This window comes from Stappia stellulata DSM 5886 (assembly GCF_000423705.1).
Lineage (GTDB): Bacteria > Pseudomonadota > Alphaproteobacteria > Rhizobiales > Stappiaceae > Stappia > Stappia stellulata.
Genome location: NZ_AUIM01000010.1, coordinates 414,154 through 427,792, shown reverse-complemented (window position 1 = coordinate 427,792; position 13,639 = coordinate 414,154). Strand labels below are relative to the sequence as shown.

The window sequence follows — 13,639 nt, the reverse complement described above, 5'->3', positions numbered from 1 at the left end:
GTCCCCTGAAACGGGCGGCCGCCGCGCGAAAACCTGAGCTTGAAGGAGGGGGCGATGCGCGCGCTTGAAAAATGGTTCGAGCCGACGGTGATCGTTGGGATGCTGAGTGCGATCATCCTGCTTGTCTTTGCGGATGTGGTCGCCCGTTTCGCCTTCTCCACTTCGATCGCTGTGGCGAATGAGCTGGCCCGCTTCTGTTTCGTCTACATGATTTACTTCGGAGTGAGCTACGCCATTCGCGAGCGCCGGCACATGCGTGTCACGGTGCTTCTCGACATGATGCCGGCCATGGCGCGGCGTTGGGTCTTTGCGCTCTCCGAGTTGATTTTCCTGATCTATTCGGTGGTGGTGTGCTGGCTCGGGGTGGTCATCACGCAGAAGGCATTCGGCTGGGGCAAGATCCTGTCTTCGACGGAATGGCCGCTCGGTTTCCTTTACATGGCGATCGTGTTTTCAGGCGCGCTCAGCAGCCTGCGTCTGCTGCAGTCCCTGTGGCGGACGCTGGTTGATGGTGACACCCGGCTTGGGCCGCAGACGGATATCTGATGATGACCACCGTGATCCTGTTTGCCAGCTTCTTCCTGCTCCTGCTGATCGGCGTTCCCATCGGGATCGCGCTGGGAGCGGCCAGCCTGCTTGCGATTGCCTATATCCCGTTCCTGAATTTCGACATGTATGCCCTCGGGCTGGTGTCGGGAATCGACAGCTTCACCCTGATCGCGGTGGTGCTGTTTACCCTCGCCGGCAGCCTGATGGCGCAAGGGGGGATTTCGCGGCGGTTGATCGCCGTTGCAGACCGGGCCTTTGGCCGGGCGCCGGGCGATCTTGGGACAGTGACGATCATGTCGTGCCTGTTCTTTGCCGCGATCTCTGGCACGGGCAGCGCAACCGTTGCCGCCATTGGCCTGGCGCTGATCCCGGCGCTGGTGGAGCGTGGCTACGATCGCGCCTATGCGGGGGCCATGGTGGCGAGCGCCGGCGGGCTGGGCGTGATGATACCGCCTTCGGTGGTGATGATTGTCTATGCCGTCGCCGCCGGCGTGTCGGTTACCGCGCTGTTCATGGCGGGCGTTGTTCCAGGCATTGTCATCGCGCTTACCCTGATCGTCTACAACATCCTGCATCGTCGCCGCGCCCGGCATGAGGGGCAGGCGGAGCCGGCGAAACGTGGCAGCCTTCTGGTCGCGCTCAATGAGGCCAAACTGGCGCTCGCCATGCCGCTCGTTGTGCTGGGAGGGATCTATTCGGGCGTGGTTACGCCGACGGAAAGTTCGGCGGTGGCGGTCGTCTATGCGCTCATCGTGAGCTGTTTCGTCTATCGGGAGCTTCCGCTCAGAACCGTACCGAAAATCATGCTGGAGTCTGCGCTTCTGGTTTCGGCCGTGCTGGTCATCATCGGCGCATCGGTCGCCTTCGGTCGGATCATCGCGCTGGAAAAGATCCCCTCGGAGCTGGCGCAATTCGTTCTGTCGCTGACCGACAGCAAGTACCTGGTGTTGTTGGCGGCCCTGGTGTTGCTGCTCATCGTCGGCACCTTTCTGGAGACGCTTGCGGCCATCGTCATCCTGACGCCGGTCCTTCTTCCGATCATGCTGCAGCTGGGCGTCGATCCGGTGCATTTCGGCATCGTCATGATCGTCGCCCTGGCCATCGGTTTCGTGACGCCGCCGCTCGGCGCCAATCTCTTCATGGCCGCTCAGGTCGGGGGCATTCCCTTCGACAAGATCGCGCGGCGGATCCTCCCCTGGGTGGCGGCAATGTTCGTGGCCCTTCTCATCATCACCTATGTGCCGTGGCTGTCGCTGGTTCTTCCCGAGAACCTGCTTGGCTACGGGCGCTAAACCCCTGACCGCAGGCATGCGGCCGGTGCCGGTGCGGCATCGGCCGGAGACGAAAGGACACCCCCTCATGACGATCGAGTATCTCAAGCGCGGCAAGCCCGAGGCCGACCGGGCCGCGGATGATGCGAAAACCGCCGAGGTCGTGTCGGCAACGCTGCATGCCATCGAGATGCGCGGCGACGCAGCGGTGCGTGAACTGGCCAACAGGTTCGACAATTACGACCGGGAGAGCTATCGCCTCAGTCCGGACGAGATCGACGCCTTGATCGCCAAGGTCGGTCCGCAGGACATGGAAGACATCCGTTTCGCGCAGGAGCAGGTGAAGAAATTCGCGCAGGCACAGCGCGACTCCATGACCGATATCGAGGTGGAAACGCTTCCCGGGGTCGTTCTCGGTCACAAGAACATTCCGGTCCAATCGGTTGGTTGCTACGTGCCGGGCGGCAAATTCCCGATGGTGGCCAGCGCGCATATGTCGGTGGCGACCGCTGCTGTGGCCGGCGTGCCGCGCATCGTTGCCTGCACCCCGCCGTTCAACGGCGAGCCGAACCCGGCTGTGATCGCGGCCATGCATCTGGGCGGCGCGCACGAGATCTACGTGCTTGGCGGTATTCAGGCGGTGGGCGCCATGGCCATCGGAACGCAAAGCATCGCGCCGGTGCATTTGCTGGTCGGCCCCGGCAATGCCTTTGTGGCTGAAGCCAAGCGCCAGCTCTTCGGCCGCGTCGGCATCGATCTGTTCGCCGGCCCGACCGAGACGATGGTGATCGCCGACGAAACCGTGGACGCGGAAATGTGTGCGACCGACCTCTTGGGACAGGCCGAGCACGGTTACAATTCGCCGGCTGTGCTGCTCACCAACTCGCGCAAGCTGGCGGAAGGGACGCTGGCCGAGATCGAGCGGATCCTCGCCATTCTGCCGACGGCCGACACCGCGCGGGTGAGCTGGGCGGATTACGGCGAGGTCATTCTTTGCGACACCTATGAAGAGATGCTTCAGGTCGCCGACGACATTGCCTCCGAGCATGTCCAGGTGATGACCGACCGCGATGACTGGTTCCTGGAGAACATGACCTGTTACGGGGCATTGTTCCTGGGGCCGCGCACCAATGTCGCCAATGGCGACAAGGTCATCGGCACCAATCACACGCTGCCGACCAAAAAGGCGGGGCGCTACACCGGCGGACTGTGGGTCGGCAAGTTCCTGAAGACGCATTCCTATCAGAAGATCACAACCGACGCTGCGGCAGCTGAGATTGGCGCCTATGGCTCGCGGCTGTGCCTTCTGGAGGGGTTCGTCGGTCATGCGGAGCAGTGCAACCTGCGTGTCCGGCGCTACGGCGGCGAGAACGTGGATTACGGCGCGCCCGCGGCGGTGCGCGGCTAACAGGGATTGCGGGAACGGAATGGCGGAAAACCGGGTTACCTCCGTGGATGTGGCGCGTGCGGCGGGCGTCAGCCAGCCGACCGTCAGCCGCGTCTTCACGCCGGGCGCCCGGGTCTCGCCGGAATTGCGGGCGAGTGTGGAAAAGGCCGCCCGCAAGCTCGGTTATCGCCCGAACACGCTGGCGCGGGCGATGATCAAGGGTCAGTCCAACGTGATCGGCCTGGTTTTCGCCTATCTCGACAATCCCTTTTTTGCCGAGGCCGTCGAGCTTTTGTCCGGGGCGCTGAAGGGGCTGGGGTACCACATCATAATCTTCACCGCCTCGAACGATGAAGACAGTGTCGACTTGGCGGTGGAGGATCTGCTGGCTCATCAGGTCGACGGCATCATCCTGGCCTCCGTCAGTACGACGCTGAAGCTGACGCAGGAAATCAGAAATGCCGGCATTCCGCTGGTGCTGTTCAACCGCGGGCAGGACGATCCGGCCGTTCCTGCGGTGACGGCGACGAATTACGCGGGCGGACGCAGGGCTGCGGATTTCCTCGCGAGGCTCGGCCACCGGCGGATTGCGCATATCTCAGGATGGCAGAAATCGCTGACCGGCGTTGACCGGATGCGTGGCTTTCTCGACGGGCTGGCCGATCACGGTCTGGAGCCCGTGGCCTGCGTCGACGGCCGGTACAACCGCGAAACGGCAATGGCGGCAACGCGTGAGATTTTCGCCGGCCCGAACCGGCCCGAAGCGGTCTTTGTCGGCAACGACCACATGGCCTTTGCCGTGCTGGAGGCGCTTCAACACGACCTCGGTCTGCGGGTGCCGGAGGATGTGTCGGTTGTGGGATTCGACGATGTGAAAATGGCGGCATGGCGGGTGTTTGACCTGACGACCCTTCGGCAGCCGGCAAACGAGATGGTCGCGGCGGTGGTCGAAATGCTGATGCAGCTGATCGACGGCAAGCCGCTGGAGCGCAGCCGCGTCGAGATCGACAGCGTCCTGATCGAACGCGGAACCACACGTATGCAAAACCGGGACTGAGCGAGACATGAACAACAGCAGCACGATCACCCTTCCGGTCACTCCGGGATTTCGTCTCGACGGCAAACGGGCGCTGGTGGCGGGAGCGTCATCGGGCATCGGGCTGGCCTGCGCGGCGGCACTTGCCCAGGCCGGCGCGCAGACGATCGTGGCCGCACGGTCGGCGGACAAGCTGGCCGCACTTGTGGCAGCGCTCGAGGAGGCTGGCCATACCGCCGAGGCGATGGTCATCGATGTGGCCGATGTCGCGGCCACAGAGACGGCTGTGGCCAACGCCGCTCCGTTTGACGTTCTCGTCAATTCGGCGGGGCTGGCCCGGCACGGACCTGCCCTGGAGACGAGCGAAGCCGACTTCGACGCGGTGGCGGCGCTTAATTTCAAGGGGGCCTACTTCCTGACCCGCGCGGTGGCGCGTGGCCTGATGGACGCGGGGCGACCAGGGTCGCTCATCAATGTGTCCAGTCAGATGGCGCAGGTGGGGGGGATCGAGCGTGCCGTCTATGCGGCAACGAAACACGCGGTCGAGGGCTTCACCAAGTCGATGGCGATCGAGTGGGGCAAGGCCGGCATTCGCGTCAACACGATTTGCCCGACCTTCATCCGGACCGCCCTGACCCAATCGACCTTCGACCAGCCGGCGCGCCGGGCCTGGATCGAGGACAAGATCAAGCTGGGCCGGGTCGGGGAGGTCGAGGACATCATGGGGGCGGTGCAGTTTCTGGCCTCCGATGCGTCCGCGCTCGTCACCGGGACAGCGCTGATGATCGACGGCGGCTGGACCGCCGACTGACAATTTTTCCTCCCAGACAGTGAGAGACATCATGTCCGATATTGCTTCGCGCATCGTCCGCTATGGCGAGCTGCGCCCCTGCAAGACCGCCTTCATCGACGCCCATACGCCGGGCAGCGATCAGAAGGAGAATTTTACCATCATCGGTGGCGGCGTTTCGGAAAGCCCGGATCAGCACGTTCATATCCGCGAGACACCCGGTTTCAATATCGGGGCGGCCGGTCAGCCGCCGAACTGCCGCAACTCGCTGCACAGCCACACCACGGCGGAAGTGTTCTTCGTCCTCAAGGGGCGGTGGCGTTTCTTCTGGGGCCGTCACGGAACGGCTGGCGAGTTCATTGCCGAGGAAGGCGACATTTTCAACATCCCGACCGGGATTTTCCGCGGCTTCGAAAACGTGGGAACCGACTATGGAATGATCATGGCGATCCTCGGGGGCGACGATGCCGGCGGCGGCGTGACCTGGGCGCCGCAGGTGATTGAGGAAGCGCGCGCGCATGGCCTCGTTCTGGGCAACAACGGCGTGCTTTACGACAGCAAGAAGGGCGAGCCCCTGCCTGAAGGCGTCGCCCCGATGCCGGTCTTGAGCGAAGAAGAGCTGAAGGCCTTTCCGGAGGTGCCGGTGGAAAGTGTCGTGCGCGACTATGTGGCACGTTACCGCGACCTGATGGCGCTTGCCGCCGACAGGCCGGCGCGGGTGATCGGCCCCGATGCGCTTTTGAAGGACCGGCCGGGGTTCGAGGTCGAGTTCCTGACGCGCGGCTCGGTTGCCGACGAGATGGCGGCTCGCGACAAACATACGGTTCTGATGCCGGTTCGGGGGCATTGGAAGCTGCGACACGAAGGCGGCGAGACCGTGCTCAATCCCGGTGACACCTGCCTGCTCAATCCGGGGGAGGTTCATGCCATCGCGCCCTCGATGACGGGGGAGGCGAGCCTTTACCGTGTCACCGCCACGGATGATCCGGCCGGGCTGACCTGGGTCGGCTGACGGTCGTGTGATGGTCGTGTGCGCCACGCGGCGGCGGTATCGCCGCGTGGCCGCTGCCAGCTCCATGGAGGTTTCATGACGCCCCTCGTTCTGTTGCCCGGCATGATGTGCGACGCGCGTCTCTTCGCGCCGCAGATCGCCGCCTTGTGCGGACGTATCCCGGTGATGACCCTGCCCGTTGCCGGGCGCGAGACAATGACGGATCTGGCCGCCGGCATTCTGGCCTGTGCGCCGCCGCGATTTGCGCTGGCCGGCCTGTCCATGGGGGGCATTCTCGCCATGGAAGTCGTTCGTCAGGCGCCGGAGCGGGTCGCGCGGCTGGCGCTGCTCGACACAAATCCGCTGGCGGAGACGGAAGAGGTCAGGGCGCGGCGCGGACCCCAGATCGAGACAGTGCGGGCGGGAGGTCTCGACGCCGTCATGCACGATGTGATGATTCCGAACTATCTGCATGACGCCACCGATCCCAGAGGCATCGCCGCCCTGTGTCTGCAGATGGCGTGTGATCTCGGACCCGAGGTCTTCGTGGCCCAGTCGAAGGCGCTGCGCGACCGGCCCGACCAGACGGAGACCTTGCGTGCCTACTCCGGCCCGTCGCTGGTCCTGTGCGGGCGACACGACCGGCTGTGCCCGCTGTCCCGGCACAAGCTGATGCATGAATTGATGCCGCAGAGCACGCTTGAAATCATCGAGGAGGCGGGACATCTGCCCACCCTCGAACGCCCCGAACCGACGACAGCGGCCCTCGTCCGCTGGCTGGAGGATGCCGCATGACCAATTTGTCTTCTTCGCTTCTGGACGTGCTGCGGCGCGTCGATACGCCCACTGTCTGCAACGCCATCGAGGTGGCGCAGGGCAAGCGCGGTTTCAACGATTTCACACGCGGCACGATGCTGTCCTCCGCGCCGGATGCGCCGGCAATGGTCGGCTATGCGCGCACGGCCCGCATTGCGGCGCTGGCGCCCTCGCAAGAGCCTGCGCAGATCGTGCGCGAGCGTCGCATGGCCTACTACCGCTATATGGCGGAAGGCGCGATGCCAGCCATTGCCGTGATCGAGGATATGGATTTCCCCAATTGCATCGGTGCCTATTGGGGCGAGATCAATACCACGGTGCACAAGGGGTTCGGTCTTGCCGGTGCGCTGACAAACGGCGTGATGCGCGATCTGGGTGATCTGCCGAAAGGGTTTCCGGTTGTGGCCGGCTCCGTGGGGGTGAGCCATGGATTTGTGCATGTCACGGAGATCGATGTGCCGGTGACCGTTCACGGAATGACGGTCCGGCCCGGTGCGCTGATCCACGCCGACCGCCATGGGGCGGTTGCGATCCCCGAGGCGGTGATTCCCGGGCTTGAAGCGGCGGTCGACAAACTGCTCGCCACCGAACGGATCGTGCTCGATGCCGCGCGCGCGCCCGGTTTCGACTTCAAGCGGTTCGAAGCTGCCTGGAGCGCCTTCGAAAAAGCCAGAACCTGATCCCTGGAGAGGTTCTCGACAAGGCGGGTTCCAAGGACCCCGTAGGTCGCGCTCCTCGCGCGGTGCCTATCGCGCCTGCGCGACATCCGCAAGCAGCGTCCCCAGCCCGGTGACGGGCACAACCTCTCCGGCCGTGCGCCTGCCATGCCAGAGCGTCACCGCGTTGGCGCCGATCTGGCCATGGCGGGGCACTCCGGCCCGCGCCCCGACGGTGACCATCGGAAACACCGAGCCCCCGGGTGTCCGCGATCAGCGCATCGGTCATGGCGCGGGTGATGTCGCGGTCGCTGGCGCCCGGGCGGATGGCGGCAAGCGCGTTGACCCGCGGGCCGCGCGGCTTTGGCCTGACCGGCAAGCTCCAATGCCCGAAGCATCGCGCCTGGTGAGGAGGGCCTCTGGGCCAGCTCCGCTAGAGGGGGCGGTCAAACAAGGCCGAGGGCACGGTCCTGTTGCAGGTGGTGGCCCCCAACAAGCTTTGGCCACCGCCTCGCATCGATTATCTCCGCAATCATGACTGTTGCGGGCTCCGGCAAGCCGTGCGCGGCGCCGGGCTGCGGGTCGTCTGCCCAGGGTGGTGCGCCGAAAACGACAAGGCGACACGTGTCGTCCCGGATTGAAGGGCGTCGATCCCGGTCCGGTTCGCGTCGGAGATGAAACAGCCGCGCCGCTTGACAAAACAAATGAATTATTTTTAGGTAACTAGAACGAATGATCCAAAATCGATATTGGACCCGTCATGCGTATAGGCGTCGCCCGACTTTGGCACGAGGCAAACTCCTTCTCTGTCTGTGAAACGACCCTGGCGCAGTTTCAGGCGCGCGAATGGTGTCGAGGCGAGGCGGCGGCCGGGCTCTATCGCGGCACGGCCACCGAAGCGGGCGGCGCGTTGTCGTGGGCGGACGCGCGCGGCGATGTCGAACTGGTCTTTTCGCGCTGCGCGTCGGCTGCGCCGGCCGGCCCGGTCGATCAGGCGGTGCTGGATTGCATCACGCGGGAGATTGCGGAGGATCCGGCCCTTGAGGGGATCGACGGTCTCTATCTGTCGCTTCATGGCGCCTGCATCGGGACGGTCGATCCCGATCCCGAGACCACGCTTGTGGCTGCCCTGCGCGCCCGCTTTCCCGACCTGCCGATTGCGGCATCCTTCGACATGCATGCCTGTATCGCGCCGGAATTGGTCGAACGGCTCGACGCGGCGACGGTCTACCGCACCTATCCGCATGTCGACATGGCGGAAGCGGCGATCGACGCCCTCGACATGCTCGCCACCATCATCGATGGCAAACGCAAGACCCGCGTCCTTTTGCGGGTAATCGACAAGATCCTGCCGAGCTTCAACATGCGCACAGACGGCCCCGGTCCGATGCGCGACATCGAGACGGAAGCGCAGACAGGCGGCGTGGCGACATCAGCCGACGCGCCCATCCTGGCAGCCTATCCCTTTGCCAGCTTCGCGTACGCGGATGTGCCGCAGGCCAATGCGGGCGTTCTGGTTACCTGCGAGGACGAGAGCCGCGGCACAGCGCTCGCCGAGCATGTCGTCCGTGCGATGCAGGCCAACCAGGCGCGTTTCCAGCCGGATCTGCCGACGGCAGAGGCGCTTCTTGCAAGCCGGCCCTGGGCCGCCGGGGAAAGGGTCGCGATCCTCGAGCCTTCCGACAATCCGCTCTCCGGCGGCATTGGCGATACGCCGGGGCTGTTTGCAGCCGCACTCGAAGCGGAGCTTCCCGAAGGCTGCGTCTTCGCCTTTTTCTGCGATCCCGAAACGGTGGCCAAGGCCCATGAAGCAGGGGTCGGTGCGACGCTCGACCTCTCGCTTGGCGGGCGGCTCGATGCGTGGTTCGGGACGCCTCTTCGTGTCGAGGCCGAGGTGTTGTGCCTGACCGATGGCCGGTTCCGCAACGAAGACGCAATGGAGCGCGGCATGCCCGTCGATCTCGGTCGGACGGCGCTGCTGCGCGTCGCGCGACTGCGCGTGATCGTGACGACAGGCTGCCAGTCCCCCAACGACGCCGCCTATTTCCGCCTGCACGGCATCGACATCGATCACGTGCCGCTATTGCTCGCGAAAGCAAAAAACCACTTCCGTGCTGCCTTCGGCAGCCGGTTCGACGTCATCCGTTCCTGCGAAACGCTGGGGCCGGCCATGGCTGACGTCTCGCGACTGCCCTTCCGAGCCGTGTCTCGGGAGCGCTTCAACCTGAAAAACCAGAGGGACACATGAAAAGAACACTTAGCGCCGCCCTTGTCGGCCTCCTCGCAAGCTCTGTCAGCGCAACCGCGTTCGAGCTCACCGTCAGCTCGTGGGTTGCGCCGTCCCATCCCACTATTTTTGCCGGCTATGAAACTTACTTCCCCGCGGTGACCGAGGCTTCCGACGGCGAGGTGACCTTCAACCTTGTTTCCGGCGGTGCGCTTCTGGGTGGCAAGGAGACGCTGACCGGTCTCGGCGACGGTGTTGTCGACGCCTCGGTGCTGGCACTCACCTACAACCCCGCCCAGCTGCCGACCAGCCAGCTCGTTGCGGAGCTCGCGATGTTGAGCGGCAATTCGCTGGCGGTCGCGGCCGCGGTGACCGAGTTCACGCTTCTCGACTGCGCGCCCTGCATTGCCGAGTTCGCGAAGCAGAACGTCGTCTACACGGGAAGCTATGCGACCGCTCCCTATGCGCTGATCAGCAAAAGCGATGTTGTCGAAACGGCCGACGTGGCGGGCAAGCGCATCCGCTCGCCCGGCGGTGCCTGGGATCGCTGGATCACCGAGGCCGGCGGCACCGTGGTTCATACCTCCAGTTCCGAAATGTACGAGGCGCTCGACAAGGGCGTGATCGACATTGCCATGCAGCCTGCCGCGGCCTTGAAGACGCATTCCCTTTGGGATGTGGCGGGTTCGATCACGCTCGGCAGCTTCGGCGTCTACAATTCCGGCCCGCTGCTTGCCTTCAACAAGGATAGCTGGGCGGAATTGAGCGCGGAAAACCGGCGCGTCCTGCTCGACAAGATGGCTCCGGCCATTGTGGCGACCACCGAGGCCTATGTCACCCAGAACGAGGAGGCCAAGGCTGCTGCCGCCGATCAGGGCATGAAGGTGATGAACGAGCCGGAGAAGCTTGAAGCGGAAATCGCGACCTTCAACAGCCAGGATATCTCCGCCATCGTCGAAAAGGCCAGTGACGTCTACGGCGTCGAGAATGCGAAGGCGCTGATCGAGAGCTACCAGGCATCGCTTGCCAAGTGGGAAGAGATCACGGCCTCCGGCCTGTCGGGCGACGCGCTTGCCGAGCGGATGAAGTCCGAGATTTTCGACAAGCTTTCGGAAAACGACTACGGCCTCTAGGCCCGTTGCGGCGGCGCCTTCCCGGCGCCGCCTCCCGTCTCTGACCCGCCGGATACCCACATGCAACAAATCGATGTTTTTCTGGGCAGACTGGGCCGCCTTCTGGCGCTGGCCGCCAGCCTCTGCCTTGTCGTCATGATGCTCCAGATCTGTCTCGATGTTGGAGGGCGCTACCTGTTCGGCGCGCCGATGCCCTCGACCCTTGAGATCGTGTCTGACTGGTGGATGCCGGCGCTCATCTTCCTGCCGCTTCTGAATGTCGAATGGCGCAATGAAAACATCGCCGTGGACCTCTTCTATCAAACCCGGGGACCGCGCGGAAAAGCCCTTCTGGACGCGATTGCCCTTGCCTGCTTCGGCCTGTTCCTGGCGCTGGTTGCCTACGCAGGCTTCGAGCAGGCCCTGCGCGCCTTTCGCCAGGGCGAGTTCATTGTCGGCATGATCCCCGTCATCACGTGGCCGCCACGGTTCTTCTTGCCGGTGGCCGGTGGGCTGACCGCCCTTCTCTGTTTCGTGCGCGCCATCGGCGCGCTCGTTCGCGTTGCATCGGCGCATGCACCCACCCGCGACCACCAGGGGCCTCACCGTGGATAGCATTACACTCGTTTACTGGGCGCTTGCCGCGCTCATGGTCCTTCTCGCGCTGCGCGTTCCCGTTGCAGCCGCCCTTGGCCTCGTCGCCATTGTCGGCATGTATATTCTGGTGGGAGAGCGTGCGACCTGGGGCGTGCTGCGCTCGGTGCCGCACGCCTTTGCCGCGCATTGGAGCCTGAGCGCCATCCCCATGTTCCTGTTCATGGGCTATGTCTGTTTCGCCGCCGGACTGACCGACGGCCTGTTTCGTGTCGCGCGCGCCTGGCTCAATTTCCTGCCCGGCGGGCTTGCGATCTCGTCGGTCGGCGGTGCCGCGCTCTTTTCCTCGGTCACCGGATCTTCCGTCGCTTGCGCGGCTGCCATGGGCAAGATCGCCGTGCCGGCCATGCTCGATCGCGGCTATGACGCCAAACTGGCGGTCGGCACCATCGCGGCGGCCGGCACCATGGGCTCGCTGATCCCGCCGAGCACGATCCTGTTGCTCTACGCCGTTTTCGCCGAGGTGCCGGTCAGCCAGCTCTTCATCGGCGCGATCATCCCGGGCCTGCTGACGGCCCTGATGTACGGTGCGATGATCCTTCTGCGGGTGACGCACAATCCCGGACTTGCACCCCGCGAGGCGGAAGTTGACTGGCGCGAACGCTTCTTGTCGCTTGCGGACACCTGGCCGCTCTTTCTCTTGGTCGTAACGGTCTTTGGCGGGATCTTCGCCGGTCTGTTTTCCGCGACCGAGGCCGGCGCCATCGGCGCCCTGGCGTCGATTGTGATCGGCTTCGCCAAGCGGACCCTGTCCTGGACGGCGCTGAAGGAGGCCGCCTTCGAGACCATCCGCTCGACCTCCGCGATCTTCCTGATCGCTGTCGCGGCGGCGCTGCTGACGCGTCTTTTCGCCTTTGCCGGGTTCCCGGATTATGTCCAGGGCCTGATCGGCGAGGACATGTCGCCGCTGCTGATCATCATCGCCGTCTCGCTGATCTATCTCGTGCTCGGCATGTTCCTGGACCCGATCGGTGTGATGCTGCTCACGCTGCCGGTTCTGTTGCCGATCTTCGAGACGGCGGACATCAGCCTGATCTACGCGGGCGTGATGATCACCAAGTATCTTGAGATCGGTTTGATCACGCCTCCTGTCGGCCTCAATGTCTTTGTTATCAAGAACGTGGTCGCCGACCGGGTTTCGATCAGCGATGTCTTCCGGGGCGTGGGGTGGTTCCTGCTTGCCGATGTGGTGACCGTCGCCATACTCATTGCCTTCCCGGCGACCGTTCTCTGGTTGCCCAGCCTGATAAGCGGGTAACATCATGGCGAAGGCACCGTCCCCTGAAGCCCTGACCCAGCTGATGATCGGCCGGATCGACGCCCTGCCGCGCAGGCTGGCAGATGGCGCGCGTTATCTGGTCGATCATCCAGACGACGTGGTTCTTCTGTCGATGCGCGAGATCGCCAACCGCGCCGGCGTCGCGCCGGCGACGCTTGTGCGGCTCGCCCGCACGCTGGGATATGCCGACTGGTCGGAGCTCAGGGCGCTTTACGCCGACAGTTTCCGCACCGGTCCGGCCCGCTATGCCGACAAGGCGGTCGCGGCCGTGCAGCAGGACAAGGGCGCGGGGCTTCTGGGTGAAACGTTCCGGGCCCAGGAGGCGAGCCTCGCCTATGCGGTGGAAAGCAATACGCCGCAAGACATTGCAGCCGCGGCAAGGACCCTTGCGCATGCCGAGCGCATCTATGTGGCCGCGTTCATGAGCTGTCGCGGGCCGGGGCTCACCTTCACCTATCTGTGCAAGATGCTGCGGCCGAACGTGGAGCTGCTCGGGACCGAAGGCTCGTCTCTGGTCGCCGATCTTGCGATGCTGACGGAGCGCGACGCGGTGCTGTCGATCAACTTCCAGCCCTATGCGCGCGAGATCGACCTGATCGCCGAGGGGGTCCGTACCTCCGGGGCAAAGCTCATCAGCCTCAGCGACAGCCGCGCAACGCCGCTGCAACCGCATGCCGCAACAAGTCTGCTTTTCTCCGCCGAAAGTCCGTCCTTTTTCCCCTCCATCATTTCCGCGGTCGGCGTGGTCGAGGGGCTTGCCGCCGCCATGCTGACGGAGTTGCAGGACACGGCCATGGAGCGGATCGGCCGTATCGAAGAGCAGCTCTACGCCTCCGGTTCCTACCACGCGCACAAGCGCGCCCGATAACAG

At 64.4% G+C, this 13,639-nt stretch carries 15 protein-coding genes; 14 read left to right on the top strand and 1 reads right to left on the bottom strand.

Going from position 1 to position 13,639, the window contains the following annotated elements; translation table 11 throughout:
* Positions 1–54: 54 nt before the first annotated feature.
* The 8 genes from G572_RS0107185 to G572_RS0107150 all read left to right on the top strand — a co-directional run bounded on the left by G572_RS0107185 (position 55) and on the right by G572_RS0107150 (position 7,520).
* Positions 55–546 carry a TRAP transporter small permease gene (locus G572_RS0107185; protein WP_029057890.1) on the top strand — a complete coding sequence of 164 codons (492 nt, stop codon included), beginning with the start codon at positions 55–57 and terminating at the stop codon, positions 544–546.
* Positions 546–1,841, top strand: coding sequence for a TRAP transporter large permease (locus tag G572_RS0107180; protein WP_208979053.1), 1,296 nt, complete (start codon positions 546–548; stop codon positions 1,839–1,841). The genes G572_RS0107185 and G572_RS0107180 overlap by 1 nt, the downstream gene beginning before the upstream one ends.
* Positions 1,842–1,908: 67 nt before the next feature.
* On the top strand, positions 1,909–3,228 hold the full coding sequence (hisD, locus tag G572_RS0107175) for a histidinol dehydrogenase (RefSeq protein WP_029057888.1): 1,320 nt from the start codon (positions 1,909–1,911) through the stop codon (positions 3,226–3,228).
* Between the two features lie 19 nt (positions 3,229–3,247).
* Complete coding sequence (locus tag G572_RS0107170) at positions 3,248–4,264, top strand: LacI family DNA-binding transcriptional regulator (RefSeq protein ID WP_029057887.1); 1,017 nt, start codon at positions 3,248–3,250, stop codon at positions 4,262–4,264.
* Between the two features lie 7 nt (positions 4,265–4,271).
* Positions 4,272–5,054 carry an SDR family NAD(P)-dependent oxidoreductase gene (locus G572_RS0107165; protein ID WP_245566169.1) on the top strand — a complete coding sequence of 261 codons (783 nt, stop codon included), beginning with the start codon at positions 4,272–4,274 and terminating at the stop codon, positions 5,052–5,054.
* Between the two features lie 31 nt (positions 5,055–5,085).
* On the top strand, positions 5,086–6,045 hold the full coding sequence (locus G572_RS0107160; RefSeq protein WP_029057885.1) for a cupin domain-containing protein: 960 nt from the start codon (positions 5,086–5,088) through the stop codon (positions 6,043–6,045).
* A gap of 75 nt (positions 6,046–6,120) precedes the next feature.
* Entirely contained in the window at positions 6,121–6,819 is a 699-nt protein-coding gene (locus tag G572_RS0107155) for an alpha/beta fold hydrolase (RefSeq protein WP_029057884.1), read from the top strand.
* On the top strand, positions 6,816–7,520 hold the full coding sequence (locus G572_RS0107150) for an RraA family protein (RefSeq protein ID WP_245566168.1): 705 nt from the start codon (positions 6,816–6,818) through the stop codon (positions 7,518–7,520). The genes G572_RS0107155 and G572_RS0107150 overlap by 4 nt, the downstream gene beginning before the upstream one ends.
* Positions 7,521–7,586: 66 nt before the next feature.
* Here G572_RS0107150 and G572_RS26200 read toward each other — a convergent pair whose 3' ends face one another.
* Positions 7,587–7,739 (bottom strand): hypothetical protein, encoded by a 153-nt coding sequence (locus tag G572_RS26200; RefSeq protein WP_156884498.1) that lies wholly within the window; start codon positions 7,737–7,739, stop codon positions 7,587–7,589.
* Between the two features lie 20 nt (positions 7,740–7,759).
* On the opposite strand from G572_RS26200, the gene G572_RS26195 reads away from it, so the two are divergent.
* The 6 genes from G572_RS26195 (at position 7,760) to G572_RS22945 (ending at position 13,636) form a co-directional block, all read left to right on the top strand.
* A complete protein-coding gene (locus tag G572_RS26195) occupies positions 7,760–7,906 on the top strand; it encodes a hypothetical protein (RefSeq protein WP_156884497.1) in 147 nt (48 codons plus the stop codon).
* A 350-nt stretch (positions 7,907–8,256) separates the two neighbouring features.
* Positions 8,257–9,744: a M81 family metallopeptidase gene (locus G572_RS0107135; RefSeq protein WP_029057882.1), complete on the top strand. Its 1,488-nt coding sequence runs from the start codon at positions 8,257–8,259 to the stop codon at positions 9,742–9,744.
* Positions 9,741–10,856, top strand: a complete 1,116-nt coding sequence (locus G572_RS0107130; RefSeq protein WP_029057881.1) for a C4-dicarboxylate TRAP transporter substrate-binding protein — start codon at positions 9,741–9,743, stop codon at positions 10,854–10,856. The genes G572_RS0107135 and G572_RS0107130 overlap by 4 nt, the downstream gene beginning before the upstream one ends.
* Positions 10,857–10,916: 60 nt before the next feature.
* On the top strand, positions 10,917–11,450 hold the full coding sequence (locus G572_RS0107125) for a TRAP transporter small permease subunit (protein WP_029057880.1): 534 nt from the start codon (positions 10,917–10,919) through the stop codon (positions 11,448–11,450).
* Positions 11,443–12,747, top strand: coding sequence for a TRAP transporter large permease (locus G572_RS0107120; protein ID WP_037546014.1), 1,305 nt, complete (start codon positions 11,443–11,445; stop codon positions 12,745–12,747). Before G572_RS0107125 ends, G572_RS0107120 begins: the two co-directional genes overlap by 8 nt.
* Before the next feature lie 4 nt (positions 12,748–12,751).
* Positions 12,752–13,636 (top strand): MurR/RpiR family transcriptional regulator, encoded by an 885-nt coding sequence (locus tag G572_RS22945; protein WP_051241841.1) that lies wholly within the window; start codon positions 12,752–12,754, stop codon positions 13,634–13,636.
* The last annotated feature ends 3 nt before the right edge of the window (positions 13,637–13,639 follow it).